This window comes from Actinoallomurus sp. NPDC050550 (genome assembly GCF_040655075.1).
GTDB lineage: Bacteria > Actinomycetota > Actinomycetes > Streptosporangiales > Streptosporangiaceae > Actinoallomurus.
Genome location: NZ_JBFAJC010000034.1, coordinates 95,341 through 115,632, shown reverse-complemented (window position 1 = coordinate 115,632; position 20,292 = coordinate 95,341). Strand labels below are relative to the sequence as shown.

22 protein-coding genes are annotated in these 20,292 nt (G+C 71.0%); 8 read left to right on the top strand and 14 right to left on the bottom strand.

The features are described from left to right. Positions 1 to 731 precede the first annotated feature (731 nt). The 4 genes from AB0I04_RS36070 (at position 732) to manD (ending at position 5,905) form a co-directional block, all read left to right on the top strand. Positions 732 to 2,162, top strand: coding sequence for an MFS transporter (locus AB0I04_RS36070; protein WP_360895022.1), 1,431 nt, complete (start codon positions 732 to 734; stop codon positions 2,160 to 2,162). Next, positions 2,114 to 3,595: a mannitol dehydrogenase family protein gene (locus tag AB0I04_RS36065; RefSeq protein WP_360895042.1), complete on the top strand. Its 1,482-nt coding sequence runs from the start codon at positions 2,114 to 2,116 to the stop codon at positions 3,593 to 3,595. Before AB0I04_RS36070 ends, AB0I04_RS36065 begins: the two co-directional genes overlap by 49 nt. A gap of 118 nt (positions 3,596 to 3,713) precedes the next feature. Beyond that, complete coding sequence (locus AB0I04_RS36060; RefSeq protein ID WP_360895019.1) at positions 3,714 to 4,700, top strand: alcohol dehydrogenase catalytic domain-containing protein; 987 nt, start codon at positions 3,714 to 3,716, stop codon at positions 4,698 to 4,700. Then, positions 4,697 to 5,905, top strand: coding sequence for a D-mannonate dehydratase ManD (manD, locus tag AB0I04_RS36055; RefSeq protein WP_360895016.1), 1,209 nt, complete (start codon positions 4,697 to 4,699; stop codon positions 5,903 to 5,905). The genes AB0I04_RS36060 and manD overlap by 4 nt, the downstream gene beginning before the upstream one ends. Positions 5,906 to 6,013: 108 nt before the next feature. On the opposite strand, the gene AB0I04_RS36050 is transcribed toward manD, so the two are convergent. The 7 genes from AB0I04_RS36050 to AB0I04_RS36020 all read right to left on the bottom strand — a co-directional run bounded on the left by AB0I04_RS36050 (position 6,014) and on the right by AB0I04_RS36020 (position 12,466). Further along, the gene (locus AB0I04_RS36050) at positions 6,014 to 7,516 is read right to left on the bottom strand and encodes an aldehyde dehydrogenase family protein (protein ID WP_360895014.1); all 1,503 of its coding nucleotides are present in this window, start codon (positions 7,514 to 7,516) and stop codon (positions 6,014 to 6,016) included. Between the two features lie 42 nt (positions 7,517 to 7,558). Further along, the gene (locus AB0I04_RS36045; protein WP_360895011.1) at positions 7,559 to 8,191 is read right to left on the bottom strand and encodes a response regulator transcription factor; all 633 of its coding nucleotides are present in this window, start codon (positions 8,189 to 8,191) and stop codon (positions 7,559 to 7,561) included. Further along, positions 8,188 to 9,387, bottom strand: coding sequence for a sensor histidine kinase (locus tag AB0I04_RS36040; RefSeq protein ID WP_360895008.1), 1,200 nt, complete (start codon positions 9,385 to 9,387; stop codon positions 8,188 to 8,190). The genes AB0I04_RS36045 and AB0I04_RS36040 overlap by 4 nt, the downstream gene beginning before the upstream one ends. Further along, complete coding sequence (locus AB0I04_RS36035; RefSeq protein ID WP_360895004.1) at positions 9,345 to 10,157, bottom strand: ABC transporter permease; 813 nt, start codon at positions 10,155 to 10,157, stop codon at positions 9,345 to 9,347. Before AB0I04_RS36035 ends, AB0I04_RS36040 begins: the two co-directional genes overlap by 43 nt. Beyond that, positions 10,154 to 10,999, bottom strand: a complete 846-nt coding sequence (locus AB0I04_RS36030) for an ABC transporter ATP-binding protein (protein WP_360895001.1) — start codon at positions 10,997 to 10,999, stop codon at positions 10,154 to 10,156. Before AB0I04_RS36030 ends, AB0I04_RS36035 begins: the two co-directional genes overlap by 4 nt. Before the next feature lie 93 nt (positions 11,000 to 11,092). Beyond that, complete coding sequence (locus AB0I04_RS36025) at positions 11,093 to 11,890, bottom strand: site-2 protease family protein (protein ID WP_360894999.1); 798 nt, start codon at positions 11,888 to 11,890, stop codon at positions 11,093 to 11,095. Beyond that, positions 11,891 to 12,466 (bottom strand): TetR/AcrR family transcriptional regulator, encoded by a 576-nt coding sequence (locus AB0I04_RS36020; RefSeq protein WP_360894996.1) that lies wholly within the window; start codon positions 12,464 to 12,466, stop codon positions 11,891 to 11,893. It abuts the gene before it with no gap. A 100-nt stretch (positions 12,467 to 12,566) separates the two neighbouring features. Here AB0I04_RS36020 and AB0I04_RS36015 point away from each other — a divergent pair, with 100 nt between their 5' ends. Beyond that, entirely contained in the window at positions 12,567 to 12,794 is a 228-nt protein-coding gene (locus AB0I04_RS36015) for a hypothetical protein (RefSeq protein WP_360894993.1), read from the top strand. Between the two features lie 70 nt (positions 12,795 to 12,864). Continuing rightward, positions 12,865 to 13,656, top strand: a complete 792-nt coding sequence (locus AB0I04_RS36010; protein WP_360894990.1) for an SDR family NAD(P)-dependent oxidoreductase — start codon at positions 12,865 to 12,867, stop codon at positions 13,654 to 13,656. Between the two features lie 7 nt (positions 13,657 to 13,663). On the opposite strand, the gene AB0I04_RS36005 is transcribed toward AB0I04_RS36010, so the two are convergent. Genes AB0I04_RS36005 through AB0I04_RS35995 form a run of 3 tightly spaced genes read right to left on the bottom strand, consistent with a single transcriptional unit; the run spans position 13,664 to position 15,748 of the window. Next, complete coding sequence (locus AB0I04_RS36005; RefSeq protein WP_360894987.1) at positions 13,664 to 14,059, bottom strand: DUF3224 domain-containing protein; 396 nt, start codon at positions 14,057 to 14,059, stop codon at positions 13,664 to 13,666. 53 nt (positions 14,060 to 14,112) lie between these two features. Then, positions 14,113 to 14,772: an endonuclease NucS gene (gene nucS, locus AB0I04_RS36000; RefSeq protein WP_360894985.1), complete on the bottom strand. Its 660-nt coding sequence runs from the start codon at positions 14,770 to 14,772 to the stop codon at positions 14,113 to 14,115. A gap of 52 nt (positions 14,773 to 14,824) precedes the next feature. Further along, on the bottom strand, positions 14,825 to 15,748 hold the full coding sequence (locus AB0I04_RS35995; RefSeq protein ID WP_360894982.1) for a DMT family transporter: 924 nt from the start codon (positions 15,746 to 15,748) through the stop codon (positions 14,825 to 14,827). A gap of 80 nt (positions 15,749 to 15,828) precedes the next feature. Here AB0I04_RS35995 and AB0I04_RS35990 point away from each other — a divergent pair, with 80 nt between their 5' ends. Continuing rightward, positions 15,829 to 16,773 carry a LysR family transcriptional regulator gene (locus AB0I04_RS35990; RefSeq protein ID WP_360894979.1) on the top strand — a complete coding sequence of 315 codons (945 nt, stop codon included), beginning with the start codon at positions 15,829 to 15,831 and terminating at the stop codon, positions 16,771 to 16,773. 23 nt (positions 16,774 to 16,796) lie between these two features. Here the strand turns inward: AB0I04_RS35990 and AB0I04_RS35985 are convergent, their stop codons facing one another. Both AB0I04_RS35985 and AB0I04_RS35980 read right to left on the bottom strand, forming a co-directional pair. Further along, positions 16,797 to 18,011, bottom strand: coding sequence for an RNA polymerase sigma factor (locus AB0I04_RS35985; protein WP_360894976.1), 1,215 nt, complete (start codon positions 18,009 to 18,011; stop codon positions 16,797 to 16,799). Position 18,012: 1 nt separating this feature from the next. Continuing rightward, positions 18,013 to 18,357, bottom strand: a complete 345-nt coding sequence (locus AB0I04_RS35980; RefSeq protein ID WP_360894973.1) for a YciI family protein — start codon at positions 18,355 to 18,357, stop codon at positions 18,013 to 18,015. A gap of 192 nt (positions 18,358 to 18,549) precedes the next feature. Between AB0I04_RS35980 and AB0I04_RS35975 the strand changes: the two genes are divergently transcribed. Further along, positions 18,550 to 19,437 carry an intradiol ring-cleavage dioxygenase gene (locus AB0I04_RS35975; protein WP_360894970.1) on the top strand — a complete coding sequence of 296 codons (888 nt, stop codon included), beginning with the start codon at positions 18,550 to 18,552 and terminating at the stop codon, positions 19,435 to 19,437. Between the two features lie 54 nt (positions 19,438 to 19,491). Here the strand turns inward: AB0I04_RS35975 and AB0I04_RS35970 are convergent, their stop codons facing one another. Both AB0I04_RS35970 and AB0I04_RS35965 read right to left on the bottom strand, forming a co-directional pair. Further along, positions 19,492 to 19,731, bottom strand: a complete 240-nt coding sequence (locus AB0I04_RS35970; protein ID WP_360894969.1) for a hypothetical protein — start codon at positions 19,729 to 19,731, stop codon at positions 19,492 to 19,494. Further along, positions 19,682 to 19,882, bottom strand: coding sequence for a hypothetical protein (locus AB0I04_RS35965; protein WP_360894966.1), 201 nt, complete (start codon positions 19,880 to 19,882; stop codon positions 19,682 to 19,684). The genes AB0I04_RS35970 and AB0I04_RS35965 overlap by 50 nt, the downstream gene beginning before the upstream one ends. Positions 19,883 to 20,292: the final 410 nt, after the last annotated feature.

The window sequence follows — 20,292 nt, the reverse complement described above, 5'->3', positions numbered from 1 at the left end:
TCCTCGCCCATGGGCGGGGGGGGGTTGGGGGGGGGGCGCGGGGGGGGGCGCCGGGGGCGGCGGGCGTGTTTTCCCGCGCCGCCGAGTCGATCGGCGGCGCGTCTCCGCGTTCGGTGAGCTGTGCGTCCGCGTTGAGCCCCGCCCGGATGGAGGGCGCCTGTACGGGCGGGACTCAGCGTGGGCGCACAGATCCCTGCGGAGATCCGTGCGGTCACCACGTACGCCGCGCGGTCACCGCGTACGGCCGCGGAGGAGGCGGCGGACCCGGTTCTCCCGCCGCGCCTCGACGCGCAGCTCGCGTCCGCGCTCGTCCATGAGGGCCCTGATGATGTCGGGATGCATCGTTCGTGCTCCTTGCCGTGCGAGCCGGCCGATCCGGCCTCGCATTGACAAGATTCGTCCTAAGGCGGTGGGTGGGGCATCGGAACAATGCCTCATCCTCGCGGCCGGTCCATGGCCGGCGCCGACTAAGTCCCACCATCCGGTGAGGGTGAGCCGACTAAGCCATGCCGCACGCGGCGGTGAGACGTCTTAGCCGCCCTGAGGCCGCTGAGACGTCTAAGGTGCGCGCTGAGGCGGAGGGGTCCCATGGTGCCGTTCTGGTTACAGGTGATCCTTATCCAGAGTTTCGGTCCATTGACGGCGCGTGACACCAGAGGCTAACGTCCCCGTAATCCACGAAAGCTGAATGGTGTTCCACATAGTGGAACGATCGAGCCTCGGGAGGTAGCGTGGCGATCCCCCAAGCCGAGCTACGACGACTGTCCGAACGCGCCGTCGACCACGTGATGAGCAGCCAGGGCACCGACAGCGGGCGCCGTACGGGCTGGTTGATGATCTCGACGATCCTCATCGAGGCCTGGGACCTCTACTCGATCTCCTTCCTGCTCATCTTCATCAAGAAGGACTTCCACCCCAGCACGGACATGCTGTCGCTGGCCGCGGCCGCGGTTCAGGCCGGCGCCCTGCTGGGTGCCTTTCTCGGCGGGTGGATCGCCGACCGCATCGGCCGCCGCAAGGTCTTCATCGGCACGATGGTGCTCTTCATCATCCTGGCCGTCGCACAGGGGTTCGCGACGAACATCTGGCAGCTGGTCATCATCCGCTTCCTGCTCGGGTTCCCCCTCGGCAGCGACATCTCCTCCGGCTACGCCTACATCATGGAGGCGATGCCCAAGGGCAAGCGTGAGGTGATGGGCAACCGCTGGCAGGGCATGTTCGGCATCGGCGAGGTCGTCGCCATCGCGGTCATCACCGTCATGTACCTGGCGGGCATGGACCACAGCCTCCTGTGGCGCGTCGGCCTCGCCCTGGGCGCGCTGCCCGCCCTGGTGCTGCTGCTCGGCCGGCTCCACGTGCCGGACACGGCCCTCTGGCTCATCCAGCGGGGTAGGTTCCGGCAGGCCAAGAAGGTCTCGATGGAGATGTTCGGCGACCCGCTCGAGATGCTCCCCGACGAGGACCACCAGATCGACCGGCCCCGTACGAGCGACTTCCTCAAGAGCATCTGGAGCGACCGCACCCGCCGCCGGGCCAGCATCTTCGCCTGGATCTCCAACGCCATGCAGGGCGCGGAGTTCGCCGCGTTCGCGTTCTACCTGCCGACCATCCTCGTGCTCACCGGCGTCTCCGGAATCACCGCGACCAACTTCGTCACCGGCGCGATCTACATCGTCGCCACCATCAGCGGCTTCGTCGCACCGATGGTGACGCCCAAGCTGGGACACCGGGGCGTGGCCCGCTGGGGCTTCGGGATGGCCTTCGTCTCACTGCTGCTCGCGGCGCTCTTCCTTCACCTCGAGTGGAAGTGGCTCGTCCCGATCGCGGCGGCCGGCCTCATGTGGGGCCACTACTGGGACGCCTCGAACGGCATGACGATCGCGTCGATGGTGGCGCCCACTCGCTACAAGGCGACGGCGTCCGGGTTCGGCTACATCTTCGTCAAGCTCGCGGCGTTCCTCACGATCTACGGGTTCCCGGTGCTGTTCGACCACCTGGGCGTGCCCCTCGCCACTGTCGTCGTCTCGCTGATCTCTCTGACCGGGTACCTCGCCGCGACCTACATCCTCCCCGAGGTGTACGGCTACGTTGAGCAGGAGAACGGCACCGAGAAATCCGGGACGACGACGGTCCGCGAGGCGGGCCCGGAGGTGGCGAGCTGACTTCGGACGCGGTACGGCGCGATGCGGCGGCCCGTACGGGCCGCCGGATCGTCCACCTCGGCCTGGGCAACTTCCACCGCGCCCACCAGGCGGTCTACACGGCGGACGCCCAGGACCCGGCGGAGCCGTGGACGATCACCGGTGTGGCCACCGCGAGCCGGGACGTCGTGGCCGCCCTCCGGGCGCAGGACATGCGGTACACCGTGCTCACGATCGCGCCCGACCGGGTCCGGGTCGACCCGATCGACGTCATCACGGACGCGTTCACGGCCGCCGACGAACCGGCCCGCGTCGTCGACCTGCTCGCCGACCCGGGCACCTCGCTCGTCACCCTCACCGTCACCGAGAAGGGCTACACCTACCTGCCGGGCAGCCGGCGGCTCGACCTGGACGATCCCGGCATCGCCCACGACCTGCGGGATCCCGAGCCGCGCACGACCGTCGGCCGGCTCGCCCGCGGCCTCCTGCAGCGCGCTCAGGGGGACGGCGCACCACTCACCGTGCTCAGCTGCGACAACCTCGCCGCGAACGGCACCTTCCTGCGGGGCCTGCTGACCGAGTTCGCCGGCGCCCTGTCCGGGACGGACGGCGAGACGCTGGCGCGCTACCTCGACGCGGTGACGTTTCCGAACACGATGGTGGACCGCATCGTCCCGGCGACGACGGACGAGCACCGGGCGCAGGCGGCGGCCGCGGGGTTCGACGACCGCGTCCCGGTCCCGGCGGAGCCCTTCCGGATGTGGGTGATGGAGGACCGCTTCGCGGCCGGGCGGCCCGCCTGGGAACGGGCCGGGGCGATCCTCACCGACGAGGTCGCCGCCTACGAGGCCATCAAGGTGCGGTTCCTCAACGGCACCCACTCGCTGCTGGCCTACCTCGGCATGCTCGCCGGTCACCCGCTCATCGCCGACGCGGTCGCCGACGAGCCGATCGCGACGGCCGCGTGGCGGCTCGGCGACGAGTACCGGCCCACGGTCACGGTCCCCGTCGGCTTCGACCTCGGCCACTACCGCGACGACCTGTTCGAGCGCTTCGCCAACCGTCCGCTGGGCCATCTGACGCGGCAGGTCGGCTCGGACGGCTCGCTGAAGCTCGCCCAGCGCGTGCCCGCGGCCGTCTCCTGGCACCTGGACCACGGGCGGGCGCCTCGGGTGCTCGCCCTGCTCGTCGCCGCCTGGATCCGGGCCGTCGGCGAGCCCGACAGCGTCACCGCCCCGGCCGTCGGCCGGGCGGCCGACCCGGCGGCGGACCGGCTGACGGCCCTGGCGGAGCGCACGTTCGGGCCGGAGGACCTGGCCCGCACGGTCCTCGCCGACGAGCGCCTGCTCGGCGGCGGCGGCACGGCGGACCCTCGTTTCGTCACCGCCGTCGGAGACCTCCTCGGCGCCCTGCGCAAGGGCGGCGTACGCGCGGCGATATCAGAGGCGCTGTGAGTGAGCGGCGCGCGTCGTCTGGACTGAGGAGCGCAGGGAGCGGCGACCGGACGAGGGAGGACGGCGCGTTGGGCGCCGCGAACCGCGCTCGCGGAGCGAGCGCAATTCAGGAGGGAACATGACGACACTTCCGGCGCTGATCTGGGAGGGCGGCACGGAGGCGGCCGTCGTCGAGGTGCCACGGCCGGAGACGCGTGAGGGCTGGTCTCGTGTACGCGTCGGGTACACCGGGCTGTGCGGCAGCGACCTTCACATCCTGGCCGGGGAGCACATCCGGGCCCGGCCGGGCACCGTCATCGGCCACGAGTTCGCCGGCACGCTCGACGAACCGGCCGCGGGGCTGCCGGCCGGCACGCCGGTGTTCGTCAACCCGATGGTGCACTGCGGTGTCTGCGACGCCTGCACGCGCGGCCTGGTGAACATCTGCCAGTCCCTGACGTCGGTCGGCATCGACTACCCCGGGGGCGCCTGCCCGGAGGTGGTCGTGCCGGACTACGGGCTGTACCCGCTGCCGCCCGGGATGCGGCTGGTCGACGCCGCCCTGGTGGAGCCCCTCGCCGTCGGTGTCCGGGCCGTCCGGCGGGGCGAGGTGCGCCTCGGCGACCGCGTCCACGTCATCGGCGCGGGGCCGATCGGCTGCATCGTGGGCCTGCTGGCGGGCATGGCCGGGGCGGTCGAGGTGACCGTGTCCGAGCCGTCGGCGTTCCGCCGGGAGCAGGCGGCGGCGCTCGGCCTGACCGTCGTCGAAGGAGGTGCCGCACCAACGGCCGACGTGGTCTTCGACGCGACCGGGCATCCGGCGGCGGCTCCCGAGATCACCTCCTGGGCGCGGCCGGGCGGGCGGATCGTCCTGGTCGGGGCGTACCCGCCGGCACCGCAGCCGACCGCCCTGCTATCGATCATGTTCGCCGAGTTGACGCTCGTCGGCACGCGGATCTACACCCGCCAGGACATCCTCGCCGCGATCGAGCTGATCGCGTCCGGCCGCGTCGACGTGTCCCGCTTCGTCACCGAGGTCGTGCCGCTGCGCGACGCCGCCAAGGCCGTCGAGCGGCTGCGGGCGGGGACCGCGATGAAACTGCTGCTCGCCCCGGAGAACGCATGAAGATCACCGACGCCAAGGTCATCGTCACGGCCCCGGGCCGCAATTACGTCACCCTCAAGCTGGTGACCGACGACGGCGTCGTCGGCTACGGCGACGCCACCCTGAACGGCCGCGAGCTGGCCGTCGCCGCCTATCTGACCGAGCACGTGCTGCCGCTGCTGGCCGGCCGGGACGCCTCCCGGATCGGCGACACCTGGCAGTACCTCTACAAGGGCGCGTACTGGCGCCGCGGCCCGGTCACGATGACCGCGATCTCCGCGGTCGACCAGGCGCTGTGGGACATCAAGGGAAAGGTCGCGGGCCTGCCGGTGTACGAGCTGCTCGGCGGCAAGGCCCGGGAGGCGCTCACCGTCTACGGGCACGCCAGCGGCGCGGACGTCGACGGCCTCCTCGCCGACGTCGCACGACACCTCGAGCTCGGGTACACCGCCGTGCGCGTGCAGGCGAAAATCCCCGGGATGGACTCCACGTACGGCACGCACACGAGCCCGCAGATCTACGAGCCCGCCTCCGGCGCGCTGCCGACGGAGGAGACCTGGAACACCGCCGCGTACCTCGACTTCGTCCCGACCATGGTGAAGCGGGTCCGGGAGGAGTTCGGCTACGGATTCCACCTGCTGCACGACGTCCACCACCGGCTCACCCCGATCGAGGCGGCCCGGCTCGGCGGCGCGCTGGAGCCGTATCGCCTGTTCTGGCTGGAGGACGCGACCCCGGCCGAGGACCAGGAGGCGTTCCGTCTCATCCGCTCGCACACGGTGACGCCGCTGGCGGTCGGCGAGGTGTTCAACACGATCTGGGACTGCCGGCAGCTGATCACCGAGCGGCTCATCGACTACATCCGGACGTCCGTCACGCACGCGGGCGGGATCTCCCACGTGCGCCGGATCATGGACCTGGCCGACCTGTACGGCGTCCGGTCCGGCTCGCACGGTCCGGGTGACGTCTCACCGGTCGGTCTGGCCGCCAACCTGCATCTCGACCTGGCGATCCCGAACTTCGGGATCCAGGAGTACATGGGCCACCGCGACCCGGCCGACGAGGTCTTCGACTGGGGCTACCGCTACGAGGGCGGCATGCTGTGGCTGTCGGACCGGCCGGGCCTCGGCGTCGAGGTCGACGAGGAGGCCGCGCGGCGGTACCCGTACGACCCGAAGTACCTGCCGGTCACGCGGCTGGCCGACGGCGGCATGCACGACTGGTGAGCACCCGGCGCCGCGCGGACAACCTGCCTGCACGGTGCCGGAGGTCTTCCGAGACGGCATCGCGCGGGCAGGGACGAGCCCTGCCCGCGCGATGCCGTCGGCGGCGGCTCAGCGGTAGCGGCGGCCGTGCAGCAGGCTGACGAGCCGCAGCAGCTTGGCCATGTCCTTGTCGGTGCGCTGGAACGACGTGAGGTTCATCGGCGGGGCGAACCGCTGCCGGGTGATGGCCTTGGCGCGGGAGAACTCCCGTAGGCCGTCGGCGCCGTGGATGCGCCCGAAGCCGGAGTCGCCCACCCCGCCGAACGGCAGGGCCGGGACGGCCGCGAAGGCGATCACCGCGTTGATCGAGGTCATGCCGCTGCGCAGCCGGCGCGCCGCGTCCATGGCCGTCGAGCGGCTCCCGGAGTAGACCGCGCCCGCGAGGCCGTACGGCGTGGCGTTCGCGCGGGTGACGGCCTCGTCCACGGACTTGACCCGGTGCACGGTGATGGTCGGGCCGAACGTCTCCTCGCAGACCGCCGCGGAGTCGTCCGGGACGTCGACGAGGACGACCGGCTCGACGTAGGGCTCCTTCACCGCGTCGGCGCCTCCGACGAGCGCCCGGCCGCCCCGCGCGAGCGCGTCGTCGACGTGCCGCCGGATGACATTCAGCTGGCCCGGCATGGTGATCGGGCCGTACGCGGCGGTGCGGTCCTCGCCGGGCCGTAGGGTCCGGGCCCGCGCGGTGAGCCGGGCGACGAAGGCGTCGTAGACGCCGTCGACGACGTACACCCGCTCGACGCCGACGCAGGTCTGGCCCGCGTTGGACATCGCGCCCCACAACGCCGCGTCGGCGGCCTCGTCGAGGTCGGCGTCGGTGTTGACGATGAACGCGTCCTTGCCGCCGCACTCGGCGACGATGGGGGTGAGGCGCTCGGCGCAGGCCGCCATGACCTTGCGGGCGGTCGGCGACGACCCGGTGAAGGCGATCTTGTCGACGGCGCCGCGGGCGAGCGCCGCGCCGGTGTCGCCGAGGCCGGTCACGACCTGGAAGACCGGCTCCTCCGGGATGACCTCGGAGATGATCTCGGCGAGCAGCAGGCCGACGCCCGGGGTGTACTCCGAGGGCTTGAAGACCACCGCGTTGCCCGCCGCCAGGGCGTACGCGATCGAGCCGACGGGAGTGAAGAGCGGGTAGTTCCACGGGCCGATCACGCCGACGACGCCGAGCGGCTGGTACTCCAGGACGCACTTCTGGTTGATGGCGACGATGCCGGGGAAGACGCCGCGCGGGCCGAGGACCTTCTGGGCGTTGCGCGCGGCCCAGTCCAGGTGCGTGATGGCCATGACCGTCTCGAGCTGGGCGTCCGCCACCGGCTTGCCGGTCTCCCGGTGGATCGCCGTCGCCACGCGGTTGAGCGCGCGGGTCAGGGCGCCCTTGACGTTGAGCAGCCTGACCTTGCGCTCCTTCCAGCCGAGGCCCGCCCACCAGATCTGCGCCGTGCGGGCGCGCTCGATGGCGGTGTTCACCGCGGCCTCGTCGTGGACGGGATGCTCGCCGACGACCTCACCGGTCGCGGGATCGAAGGAGCGGAACGTCTCGGCGGTCTTCTCGTTCGCGGTCGCGGTCATCGGCGTCACCCGGTCTATAACGAGGTTCGGTTTCCTCGTAAGTTACCCGTTTCGGCCGGGTGGAGGCAGGATGCCGCGTTCGAGCGCCGCGGTCACCGCGGCGGTCCGGTCGGAGACCCCGAGTTTGCCGAACGCCCGCAGCAGGTGCGTCTTCACCGTCGCCTCGCTGATCAGGAGTTCCTTGCCGATCTCGGCGTTCGTACGGCCGCGGGCGACGAGTCGCAGCACGTCGATCTCCCGGCGCGTCAGCTCCACCGGCGAGCGCATCCGGGACACGAGCTTGGCCGCCACCGACGGTGCCAGGACCGTCTCGCCGCGCGCCGCCGCGCGTACGGCCTGCGCGAGGTCGTGCCGCGAGGCGTCCTTGAGCAGGTAGCCCGCGGCGCCCGCCTCGACGGCGCGCAGGATGTCGGCGTCCGTGTCGTACGTCGTCAGCACCACGACGCGGGTCTGCGGGCGCTGGACGAGCACCCGCGCGGTCGCCTCCACGCCGTCCCCGCCCGGCATGCGCAGGTCCATCAGCACGACGTCCGGTTCGTGCGCCCGTACCGCCGCGACCGCCTCGGCGGCGCCTCCGGCCTCGGCCACGACCGTCAGGTCGTCCTCGGCCGACAGCATGCCGCGCAGCCCCTCACGGACGACCGGGTGGTCGTCGACCAGCAACACCTTGATCACGCCGGCACCTCCACCACGACCGCGGTTCCCGCTCCGGGCTCGCTCCGTACGTCGAGGGTGCCGCCGACCTGGCCGACGCGTTCGCGCATGCCGTGCAGCCCGAATCCGTGCGACGCGCCCGGCGTGAAACCGACGCCGTCATCGCGTACCTCGAGGCGCACCGACTCCGCCGCGTATGCCAGGCCGACCTCGACCCGATCGGCCTTCGCGTGCTTGCGGACGTTGGACAGGCTCTCCTGGGCGACGCGCAGCAGCACGACCTCGGCTCCGGCCGTCAGCCGTCGCGGCTCGCCGGTCAGCGTGTAGTCGGCCGTCACCCCCAGCTCCTCGCGGAGCCGCTCCGCCAGCCGCTCCACGGCCTCATCCAGCGAGGACCCGCCGAGCGGTGCGGGCGGCAGGGCGGCCACCAGCGCACGGGCCTCGGCGAGGTTCTCCCGCGCGGTGCGCGCCGCCAGGCCGACCTGCCGTCGCGCCGCCTCCGGGTCGCGCCCGACGTACGCGTCGGCCGCCTGCAGCAGCATCAGGATGCTCGTGAAGCCCTGCGCGAGCGTGTCGTGGATCTCCCCGGCCATCCGCTCGCGCTCGGCCATCACACCGGCCTCCCGGCTGACCTCGGCCAGCTCCGCCCGCGTCGCCTCCAGTTGCGCGATCAGCTCCCGGCGCTCCCTGCTCTGCTGGATGATCCGCTCGATCCAGAGGCCGAAGAACGCCGAGAAGCCGATGACCACCACCGTCCAGACCAGGAACACCGCGATCGAACCGGCGTCCGGGCCGCCGCGGAGGAACCGCAGCGCGGGGATCGCGTTGAGGAACACCAACGCGACGACGCTGGACTGCCAGCGCATCAGCATGAAGCACTGCGGGGACGCGGCGAACAGCACGAGCGAGCTCTCCGGGGCGACGAGCGCCGCCGCGGAGCACAGCACGATCATCCCTGCCACGTAGACGTACGTCATCGGGCCGGGGCAGTCCCGCCGGAGGAGCCGGCGGCCGAAGAAGAAGTACCACGGCACCAGGGCGAGCAGGAGCACGGCGGTCGGCACGCTCCTGCTCGCCGGCTCGACCGCCAGCACGTACATGAGCGTGGAGACGAGGACCAGGCCGAAGTACGCCTCCCACCGGCCCAGTCCCCAGTCCCACGCGTCCTTGGTCGTCATCCGTCGCGGCGCCGTTTCCAGCGGAATGTCGTCAGGCACAGGGTCAAGCCTGCGGCACCCCAGGCCGCCAGCACCAGTCCGGTGCGCCCGTGCTCCCAGGAGTGCGCGGGCTCGGACGCCAGCAGGGCGTCCGGCAGCAGCGCCGACCGCAGGCCCTGGCTGATCCACTTGAGCGGGAAGAGCGCGCCGACGTGCTGGACGCCGGAGGGCAGGTCGGCGAAGGTGAAGTACACGCCGGAGATGAACTGCAGGACGATGTACGGCAGGTTGAGCACGGCCGCCGCGCCCCGCCCCGAACGCGGCACGCTGCTGATCGCGATGCCGAGCAGCGTGCAGACGGCGACTCCGGCGACGAAGACCCAGGCGAACGTGAGCCAGCGCTCCGGCGTGCTCGGCGGCTTCAGCCCGAACAGGAGGTTCCCGAGCACGAAGAGGATGACGGTCTCCAGCACCGACAGCGTCAGCGCCAGCACGGTCTTGCCGAGGAAGTACGCCGCCTTGGGCATCGGCGTGCCGTACAGCCGCTTGAGCGTGCCGTCGTCGCGTTCCTGCGCGATGGAGATGCCCAGGCTGACGAACGTCGTCGACATGATGCCGCTGGCGATGATCCCGGCCGCGAAGTACTGCCGGAAGTCCACGCCCGTATTGCCGACCTTTCCCTTGAAGATCATGCCGAAGATCAGCATCAGCATGACGGGCATGGCGAGCGTGAACGCCACGGCCGACTTCTCGCGGAAGTAGCCCCTCAGCTCGAGGCTCCCGCGGGACAGCCCGATCTGCAGCGTGGACGGCATGGCGGGGGTGGTCATCGCGCTTCTCCGATCATGGCGAGGTAGACGTCCTCGAGGGTGGGACGGGCGACGGTCAGCCCCGGCACCTCGCCGCCGAACTTGTGGCTCAGCTCGGCCACCACCTGCGTGGGGCAGTCCGTCGCGATGGACTGTCGCCCCTCCGGCCCGAACCAGCCGACCCGCGCGGTCGCGTTGGCCCGGCCGCCCAGCTTCATCGGCGAGCCGACCTCGAGGACCCGGCCGTCGGCGATGACGCCGACGCGGTCCGCGAGCGCCTCCGCCTCGTCCAGGTAGTGGGTGGTCAGGAGGATGGTCGTGCCGTCGTGCGCGAGCCCTTCGATGAGCTTCCAGAACTGCCGGCGCGCGTCCGGGTCGAACCCGGTCGTCGGCTCGTCGAGGAACAGCAGCTCCGGGCCGCCGATGATGCCGAGCGCCACGTCGACCCGCCGGCGCTGGCCGCCGGACAGGTGCGCCAGCCGCGCCCCGGCCTTCTCGGTGAGGCCGACCGCCTCGATCACCTCGTCGACGTTCCGGGGGCGGGGGTAGTAGCCCGCGAAGTGCCGGACGATCTCCCGGACGCTCAGCTCCGGCTGCTCGTTCGAGGTCTGCAGCACGATGCCGAGCCGGGTGCGCCACTCCCGGGTCGGCTTCCCGGGGTCGGTCCCGAGGACGGAGACCTCACCGCCGGTCCGCCGCCGGTGTCCTTCGAGGATCTCGACCGTGGTGCTCTTGCCCGCGCCGTTGGGGCCGAGCAGGGCGAACACCTCGCCGCGGAAGATGTCCAGGTCGACGCCGTTCACCGCGTCGACGTCGCCGTATCGCTTGCGCAGGTCGCGGACCCGCACCGCCGTGTCGTTCATGCCTCCAGCGTCGTGGCGGCGGGGCCGGTCCGGGATCGGCGGTCCGGTGATTCCCGTGTCCACCGTTCGGTGGACACGAGGCTTCAGCGGGACTCAGCCCGCGAAGCTGACGTTCTCCCAGAACCGGAACAGCCCGTGCCCGACCGAGACGAGGTCCTGGTCGATGCCGAACAGGTCGGTGAGGTGGTAGACGAGCGAGAAGAACTGCTCGTTGACCGCGGGGATCCACAGCAGGGCGAGCAGCGCCATGAAGGCGTAGCCGCCGATCCGGTCCGCCTGCGCGACCCAGCTGCGCGGCAGGTACGGCTCGACGATCCCGAAGCCGTCCAGGCCGGGTACCGGCAGCAGGTTCAGCACGGCCGCGGTGACCTGCAGGAACGCCAGGAATGCCGCGCCGGTCCAGAACAGCAGGTGTGCCGGGTCCTTGGCCAGGTTGGTGATGACGACGCCGAGGATGATCGCGAAGAGGAGGTTGGCGATCGGCCCGGCCGCCGAGATGAGGCTGTGCCGGATCCTCCCGGGGATCGCCCCCCGGTCGATGTAGACGGCGCCGCCCGGGAGACCGATCCCGCCGAGCAGCACGAACAGCACGGGCAGCAGGAAGCTCAGCGTGATGTCGCCGTACTTCAGCGGGTTGAGCGTCAGGTAGCCCTTGGTCGCGACGCTCCGGTCACCCGACCTGTAGGCGAAGAACGCGTGCCCGAACTCATGCAGGCACAACGACACGATCCAGCCGCTGACGACGAACACGAACAGGAACAGCCGGGCGGTCCGGTCCGGGCTTATGCCGTACCGCCAGACCGCCAGGCCGGACAGCGCGAACAGGCCGAGGACGAAGAGGAACGCCGGGCTGGGCCGTACGGCGGACCGCACCGCGCTTACATCGGACATCTATCTGCTCTCTACGAGGGCGGGGACGACATAGGTGCGCAGGAACTCCCGGGGGTCCCCGTCACGGGGGAGGGCGATCATCGAGGAGATGATCCGGAAGAGGAACTCCACCGCGCCGTCCACCGTAATGTCCGCGCGGAGCAGACCCTCACGCTGGGCCGTCGTGAAGTACGGCCGCACGCGGTCGGCGCACAGGCGCAGGACGTGCTCGGCGGCCCCGGCGATGGCGGTCTGGGTGTGCCCGGCGGCCTCCGGGGTGAGCAGGGCCGCCACCCGCGGCTCGCCGCGCACGAACGCGACCGCGTCGACGACCCCTTCGACGATGCCGTCGGAGACCGAGGTCTGCGTGCCGAGCCGGGCGGCCAGCCGGTCGAGGAAGCGGCGCATGTCGCGGAGGAGGACGGCGAGGATCACCTCGTCACGCCCGCCGGCGAAGCTGCGGTAGACGGTCGCCCGGGACAGCCCCGCCGCGGCCGCGATGTCCTCGACGGTCGTCTTACCGACGCCGTACCGCGCGAAGCAGTGCTCGGCGGCGTTGACGACCCGCTCCCGGACGTCGGTGGTGGCCTGCGGCATGCCTCGCAGGGTACCGGTCTCGTGAGACGCGACACATGATACGAATATTGCTTCTTGTCGCAAACGGCGTAACGTGGTCGTCGCGTCCCGAGGAGGCTGTATGAATCCGCGTACGTCGATCGATGAGGCGTTCTGGGCGATGCTGGCCGCCGCGCACCTGCCGGGCGAGCAGTACACCGACCCGCCCGGCGACCCCGGGCTGTTCGGCCCGGGCTCCCGGACTGGGCGCTCACCCTCCTCGGCGGGCGCCCGCCCTTTCCGCACGCGACCCGGATCGCCGGCCACGCCCTCATCCGCACGCTCCGGTACGGCGTGCGGTACCGGATGATCGACGAGGCACGGGCCCGCTGCGCCGCGACATCTGTTGAAACTACGGCCTGACGTGGCACGATGCCCGCATGAAGATCGCTAAGGCGACCGCCCTCATCACCGGGGCGACCGGGGGCATCGGCCAGGCCATCGCACGCGAACTCGCCGGCCGCGGCGCGTCGGTGGTGCTCACCGGACGCCGCGCCGACGTGCTCGAATCCCTCGCCGCGGAGCTCGACGGCCGGTCGATCGTCGCCGACCTCACCGACCGGGACGGAGCCGCCCGCGTGCTGGAGGAGGCCGGGCCGGTCGACATCCTCGTCGCCAACGCCGGGCTGCCCGCCAGCGGGCCCCTCACCGACTTCTCCGTCGAGGACATCGACCGTGTCCTGGACGTCAACCTGCGCGTGCCGATGGTCATGGCCCGCCTGGCGGCCGAGGAGATGACCTCGCGCAGGCGCGGACACCTGGTCTTCGTCTCGTCGATCGCGGGCAAGGTCGCGTCGGGAGGCACGGCGCTGTACAACGCGACCAAGTTCGGGCTGCGCGGTTTCGCCCTCGGTCTCCGCGAGGACCTGCACCCGCACGGCGTCGGCGTCTCGGCGATCTACCCGGGATTCATCCGGGACGCCGGGATGTTCGCCGACGCCGGGGTGGACCTGCCGCCGGGCGTGGGCACCAGCACGCCCGGCGACGTCGCCCGCGCGGTGACCCACGCCATCGAGCGCGACCGCGCCGAACTCGACGTGGCCCCGCTGCCCGTCCGCGTCGGGGTGGTGCTGGGCGGCCTGGCTCCGAGCCTGTTCGCCCGGCTTCAGCGGCGGGCCGGCGCGGACAAGCTGACCCAGGCGCTCGCCGAGGGCCAGCGCGACAAGCGCTGACGGGTCCTCAGCCCACCTCGTAGTCGAGCGTGTAGGAGTGGCCGCCGTCCTCAAGGATGATGATCTGGCCCTCGCCCTTGATCCCCTTGAGGTCGCCGGTGCCGCTCGTCTCCACGATCTTCCAGGTCAGCCACGGCTTGCCGTCCTCGCCGCCCGCGTTGTGCTGGAGCACGAACCCGCCCGTACGGCCGTCCAGTGCGCCCTGGAACCGCTCGACGCCGACGTAAGCGGCGGGGTTCTCGGTGACGACGGTGATCAGCTCGGCGGTGCTGGTGCCGACGAGGCCGCCGCTGAACGTCTTGTCGACATGGACACGCGTGAACGTGACCCCGTCGCGCTCGTCGTACGGGTTCTCGGCGTCCCAGGTGTCGAGGGTGAAGGTGCCTTCTGCTCGCTTGTTCATGCGACCAGCATGGCGGCGAAGACTGCCACCTTCTGTCAGCTATTTCGCTGGAGTCAGAAGAGCGTGCCGTCCCGCTCGATGCCGCGCAGCGCGTCGTAGTCCAAGGTGACGCAGCCGATGCCGCGGTCCTCGGCGAGCACCCGCGCCTGCGGCTTGATCTCCTGTGCGGCGAAGATCCCGCGGACGGGCGCCAGGAGCGGGTCGCGGTTCAGCAGGTCGAGGTAGCGGGTGAGCTGCTCGACACCGTCGATCTCGCCGCGCCGTTTGATCTCGATGGCCACCGTCCCGTTCGCGTCGTCGCGGCACAGGATGTCGACCGGGCCGATCGCGGTGGGGTACTCCCGGCGGATGAGCTTCCAGCCCTCGCCCAGCGTCGTGATGTGCTCGGCCAGCAGCTCCTGCAGGTGGGCCTCGACGCCGTCCTTCTGCAGTCCCGGGTCGACGCCCAGCTCGTGGCTGGAGTCGTGCAGGATCTCCTCGATCGTGAGGATCAGCTGCTCGCCCGACTTGCCGTGCGTGACCGTCCAGCGGCCCTCGTCCTCCTTGACGGAGCACGGCGGGTTCATCCAGTTGAGCGGCTTGAACGCGCGGTCGTCGGCGTGGATCGAGACACTGCCGTCGGCCTTCATCAGGACCAGCCGCGTGGCCAGGGGGAGGTGGGCGGTGAGCTTGCCGACGTAGTCGACGCTGCAACGGGCGATGACGAGGCGCACGGTCGCCCACCTTAGCCGCCGCGCGCGCCGCCCGCGCACGTTCCGGAGGGCGTCAACCGGTAAGTGCCGTTGCCGGGCAGGGGGTGTCATCTTTCACGGTCGTGCGGTGGGCACGTTCGATGGCCTGGCCCCAGTAGGTTCCGGCGACCATGAGCGCGGCGCCGAGGGCGGCCACGAGCGTGAGCCGTTCGCCACCGAGACCGATCCCGGCGGCCACGGCCCAGATCGGTTCGGTGCCCAGGAGAAGGCTCGCCCGGCTGGCGGAGGTGCGCTGCACCGCCCAGGTCTGCGCCAGGAAGGCGAACACGCTGCAGAACAGGGCGAGATAGATCAGCTGGATCCAGGTAGTGGCACTGCTGCGGACCAGCTCCGGCAGGCCGCCGAGGGCGGGCACCAGGAACAGCGCCGAGCCGACGAGGGTTTGGACGGTCGTCAGGTGCAGCGGATCCACGGTGCGACCTGTGGTGAGCCGCCCGACGAGCGCGACGTGGCCCGCCCGCACAACCGCGGCGGCGAGGATCAGCCCATCGCCGACCTGTGGGGCGTGCAGTCCGCGGCCGGACACGAGGAGTCCGATGGCCAGGGCACAGACGCCGGCGGCGAGAAAGAACCGCAGCGGCAGCCTGCCGCGGCCGCCGGCCCGGTCCAGCAGGGGCGTCAGCACGATGGTCAGGCTGATGATCAGCCCGGCGTTGGCGGCGCTGGTATGCGCCACCCCGTAGGTCTCCAGCACCAGAACGGCAGCCTGGGTGACTCCCAGCAGCGCCCCGGCTCGGATCTCCTCGCGCGTCCAGCGCCGGAATCCGCGACGAGCGGCGACGAGGGCGACACAGGCGAGCGCGGAAATCGCATACCGAGCGAACAGCAGCGCCAGGACGGGGATGGCAGCAGCGGCCGTCTTCGCCGCCAGGTAGCTGGAACCCCAGACGAGCGCGACGAGCAGGAGGACGGCGTCGGTACGGCGAGCATCAGGCACGTCCTCACGGTGCACCACCAGGACAATGAAGCCAACCACCAACTTCTGAAACGAACCTTTAGTTCATCTACACTGTTCGAGTGGACGAACGGCAGTTGCGGATCCTCCGCGAACTGGGAGAGCTCGGCAGCGTCAGCGCGGTCGCCGAGGCCATGCACGTGACGCCCTCGGCGATTTCACAGCAGCTGCGACTACTGCAACGTTCGAGCCCCGTCCCGCTCACCGAACGCGCCGGACGGCGGATTGTGCTCACCGACGCCGGGCAGGCCTTGGCAGGTGCGGCGATCGAGGTGGAGACCGCCCTTGCCCGCGCGCGGCGCACCATCGCCGACTTCGCCGAGCAACCGGACGGCGACGTGTCGGTGGCGGCCTTCCACAGCGCGGCCACGGTGTTCTTTCCGCTCCTGCTGCGCGGTCTGGCCGGGCCGGGCCGTCCCCGCTTGACTCTTGCCGACGAGGACGTGGCGCAAGACCGCTTCCCCCGTCTCACGCGGGACTACGATCTCGTGCTCGCTCACCGGCTCGACCATGCTCCGGCGTGGCCGCGCACCGTGACCGCTGCCACACTGCTGCGCGAGCCGCTCGACGTCGCTCTGCCGACCGACCACCCTCTGGCTTCCAAGCGGCAGCTCCTCCCGCGCGACGTGGCCGATCAGCCCTGGATCACCGTTCACGACGGCTTCCCGCTGATGGCCACCATCGAGGCCATCGCCACCGTCGCCAACCGCCAACTCGACGTCGTCCACCGCATCAACGAATTCTCAGTGGTCGCCGAGGCCGTGGCCGCCGGCGGTGGCCTGGCACTGATGCCCCGCTGGACCTCGCGTCCGCACCCCGCGGTGGTCCTCAAGCCGCTGAGCGGTGTGAACGCCAAGCGCCATATCGACGTACTCCACCGCCCTGAGCGCACCGCACGAAAGGCCGTCCGAACCGTCCTCGACGAGTTGCATCGCGCCGCCGCCGCCATTCAGAGCCGAGACACCAGCGCGCCTCAGCCAGGTGTCGACACCCGCAACGCGTCCTGATCGGGCGACCAGGAGCACCGGCGTCACCCGCCGAGCACCGCACGGCGGTGCCGCAGGAAGTCGCGTTCGGCGGTGTTCTCGGTGCGGGCGATCGCCGCCTCGTACGCCAGGGCCGCCTCGCCGGTACGGCCGAGACGCCCCAGCAGATCGGCCCGGATGGCGTGGTACAGGTGGTGCCGGTCGAGGTCCAGGCCGTCGACGAGGGCGAGCGCCGGCCCGGGACCCTCCACCTCGGCCACCGCCACGGCGCGGTTCAGGGCCACGACCGGGCTCGGGGCGAGCGCGAGGTGCAGGTCGTACAGCTCCAGGATCTGCCGCCAGTCCGTGGCGGCCGCGTCCGGCGCGTCGCTGTGCACCGCGTTGATCGCCGCCTGGATCTGGTACGGCCCCGGCCGGTCGCGCCGGAGACATCGCCGGACGAGGGCCTGCCCTTCGGCGATCAGCTCGCGGTCCCACCGGTTCCGGTCCTGCTCGGCCAGCGGGACCAGGGATCCGTCCGGTCCGGTCCGCGCCGCCCGGCGCGACTCGACCAGCAGCATCAACGCGAGCAGGCCCGTCACCTCCGGCTCGTCGGGCATCAGCTCGGCCAGCAACCGCCCGAGGCGGATCGCCTCCGCGCACAGCTCCGCGCGGATCAGCCGGTCGCCCGAGCCGGCCACGTACCCCTCGTTGAAAATCAGGTAGATGACGGCCAGCACGGCCCGCAGGCGATCCGGCAGGTCCGCATCCTTCGGGATCCGATACGGGATGCGCGCGTCGCGGATCTTGCCCTTGGCCCGGACCAGGCGCTGGGCCATCGTCGCCTCGGGCACGAGGAACGCCCGGGCGATCTCCGCGGTGGTCAGCCCGCCCAGGAGCCGGAGCGTCAGCGCCACCCGTGCGGCGGGCGCCAGCGCGGGGTGACAGCAGGTGAAGATCAGGCGTAGCCGGTCGTCGCGCACCGGTCCCTCCTCGGCCGGTTCGTCGGGGGTCCGCAGCAGGGTGGCCTGCGCGTGCCGGTCCGTGCGGGACGCCTCACGGCGCAACCGGTCGATCGCGCGGTTGCGGGCGGTGGTGATGATCCACCCCGCCGGGCGCGGGGGCGCTCCGGCCGACGGCCAGCGCCGCAGCGCCTCGGCGAAGGCGTCCTGGACCGCCTCTTCGGCGAGTTCGATGTCGCCGAAGACGCGGACCAGGACGGCCACCGCGCGGCCGTACTCCTCGCGGAAGACCGCCTCGACCTGCGCGGTGGCGGACACGTCAGTCCTCGCCCAGCATCGGCCGTACCTCCACCGGAAGGGAGGTGATGCGGGTGAAGGCCCCCGCCCATTCGAGTGCGGCGTCGAGGTCGGCCGCCCGGACGACCGTGAAGCCGCCGACGTACTCCTTGCCCTCGGCGAACGGGCCGTCGGTCGTGAGCACCTCGTCGTCGCGGAGCCGTACGACCGTGGCCGTGCTCGGGGCGTGCAGGCGCCCGGTGAACACCCACGCACCGGCGGCCTGCAGCTCCTGCTGCCAGGCCTCGACCTCACGCATGATCCGCTCCAGGTCGGCCGGGGGCTCTGCTCCCGAAGGCTGGTAGATGCTGAACAGGTATTGCTTCATCGCGTGCTCCTCTTCCGGACCGGCTCTCACCCTCTATACGAACGGCCCCGGGCAGGATCGACAGACGGCGGCGTCGAACATCTCACGGTTCTCAGTTCGTTCTCATCCAATCTTCATGGGGCGCGGATAGCGTCGCTCGACGCGGGGGCCGACTGATCGTCATAGCCGTTGTCAACCCAAGGTGGCGAACGCATGACCGAGCACGAAGACCACACGCAGTCGCCGGAATCCAGCGCGGTGAACCGCCGCGCCGCGCTGACCGCCCTCGGCGGCGCGGGCCTCGGAGCGGCCGGAATCGTCGCGCTGGGTCGTGCGGCGGCCGGTGCCTCCACCACCCACGGGCCCACCGGTCCGAAGCCGGCGTGCGTGCTGGTGCAGGAGCTGACCGAGGGCCCCTATTACCTCGACTACGAGCTCTTCCGCCGCGACATCACCGAGCACAAGGAGGGCGTGCCCCTCATCCTGCGCGCCACCGTCGTCGACGCGACCACCTGCGCGCCCATCCCGGGGGCCGCGCTGGACATCTGGCACTGTGACGCCCTCGGTGAGTACTCCGGCTACACGGCCATGGGCATCGGCGGCGCGAACGGCGGCGGTCCGGGCGGCGGCACCCCGCCCACCGGCACGCCGACACCTCCGCCCGGCTCCCCGCCGCCGGGCGGCGGCGGAGGCCACGCCGAGCCGACCGACAAGCTCACCTTCCTCCGGGGCGTCCAGCTCACCGACCGGCGCGGCGTCGTGGAGTTCCGGACGCTGTATCCCGGCTGGTACATGGGTCGGGCCATCCATATCCACGCCAAGGTCCACATCGGCGGCAAGGTCGTCGGCAAGAAGTACACCAGCGGCCACGTGGCCCACACGGGCCAGTTCTTCTTCGACGAGAAGGTCACCGAGCGGATCGCCAAGCTCCAGCCGTACGCGATCAACACCACGCACCGCACGACGCTGGACGAGGACGGCATCTACCGGGGCGGAGGCTCGGCCGGCCTGGTCACACTGCGCCCGCTCCACAAGGGACCGATCACCCACGGCCTGCTCGCCACCATCGTCGTCGGCGTGAACCCCGACGCCACTCACTGACCCTTCCGGACGCCCGCCCCGGCCCGCCTCGGGGCGGGCCCAGACGACCTTGGATCATGCTGGTGCCAGCACCGCATGGATCCCGGCGAGCAACTCGAGCACGTCGTCCCGCGACTCGGCCTCGAACGCGGCCTCGACGGCGTTCGCCAGACGGCCATCCGTCAGCCACGCGGTGACCTGCCGATATCCGGGACCGTGCCGGTCCCAGAACAGGATGAGCCGCGGGCCCGGACGCCATTCGACCTCATCGGTCACGAACTCGTGCAGGTGCCGGATCGCAGCGGTGGTCGCCAACCAGCTCCAGGCGTCGCCGCGGCACGAAGTAGCGGAACTCCTCGACACCGCCCCAGGTGTTCAACGCCTTGGCCGCATACCGCGCCAGATCCTCGGGCGGCAGCGAGCGCAGCGGCCGGTCCAGCAGACACCGGTCCTCGTCGGGGCACACACCCCATCATCTCGTTCACGTATGATCAGAGATCTGTATGATATGTTTCTCATAAGATATCCTCGGGGGGTGCAACACACAGGAGGCGTGGTCGCCATTGAGGAAGAAGCTGGCTCTGTCGGCGATGGTCGTTGAGCGTGCAAATGCTTTCGGCCGTTTCGGCCCATGCTGAAGGCCCGAAGATCGGTGCGCTGGCGCGGGGTGCGAGCGGAAGCGTCAATAACTCGAAGAACTTCATCGCCTGATCCCGACAAGGGATACGGCCGGGTTACCCTACACCGGATTCGCCGGCGGTCGGTCGGCCTCTGACGGTAATGCGGATATCGAAAAGGAACTGAATATGCGTATACGTGCAGCGCTCGCGAGTGCGGGAATCGCCGTCATGGCGGTCGGTGGAATGACCGCTCAAA

What these genes read in the sequence shown, in the direction of transcription:
- AB0I04_RS36015 (WP_360894993.1), top strand. Translation starts at nt 12,567, where the DNA reads ATGAATCCGCGTACGTCGATCGATGAGGCGTTCTGGGCGATGCTGGCC.
- AB0I04_RS36010 (WP_360894990.1), top strand. Translation starts at nt 12,865, where the DNA reads ATGAAGATCGCTAAGGCGACCGCCCTCATCACCGGGGCGACCGGGGGC.
- AB0I04_RS36005 (WP_360894987.1), bottom strand. Translation starts at nt 14,059, where the DNA reads ATGAACAAGCGAGCAGAAGGCACCTTCACCCTCGACACCTGGGACGCC.
- AB0I04_RS36025 (WP_360894999.1), bottom strand. Translation starts at nt 11,890, where the DNA reads ATGTCCGATGTAAGCGCGGTGCGGTCCGCCGTACGGCCCAGCCCGGCG.
- AB0I04_RS35980 (WP_360894973.1), bottom strand. Translation starts at nt 18,357, where the DNA reads ATGAAGCAATACCTGTTCAGCATCTACCAGCCTTCGGGAGCAGAGCCC.
- AB0I04_RS36060 (WP_360895019.1), top strand. Translation starts at nt 3,714, where the DNA reads ATGACGACACTTCCGGCGCTGATCTGGGAGGGCGGCACGGAGGCGGCC.
- AB0I04_RS36030 (WP_360895001.1), bottom strand. Translation starts at nt 10,999, where the DNA reads ATGAACGACACGGCGGTGCGGGTCCGCGACCTGCGCAAGCGATACGGC.
- AB0I04_RS36050 (WP_360895014.1), bottom strand. Translation starts at nt 7,516, where the DNA reads ATGACCGCGACCGCGAACGAGAAGACCGCCGAGACGTTCCGCTCCTTC.
- AB0I04_RS35975 (WP_360894970.1), top strand. Translation starts at nt 18,550, where the DNA reads ATGACCGAGCACGAAGACCACACGCAGTCGCCGGAATCCAGCGCGGTG.
- manD (WP_360895016.1), top strand. Translation starts at nt 4,697, where the DNA reads ATGAAGATCACCGACGCCAAGGTCATCGTCACGGCCCCGGGCCGCAAT.
- AB0I04_RS36020 (WP_360894996.1), bottom strand. Translation starts at nt 12,466, where the DNA reads ATGCCGCAGGCCACCACCGACGTCCGGGAGCGGGTCGTCAACGCCGCC.
- AB0I04_RS36035 (WP_360895004.1), bottom strand. Translation starts at nt 10,157, where the DNA reads ATGACCACCCCCGCCATGCCGTCCACGCTGCAGATCGGGCTGTCCCGC.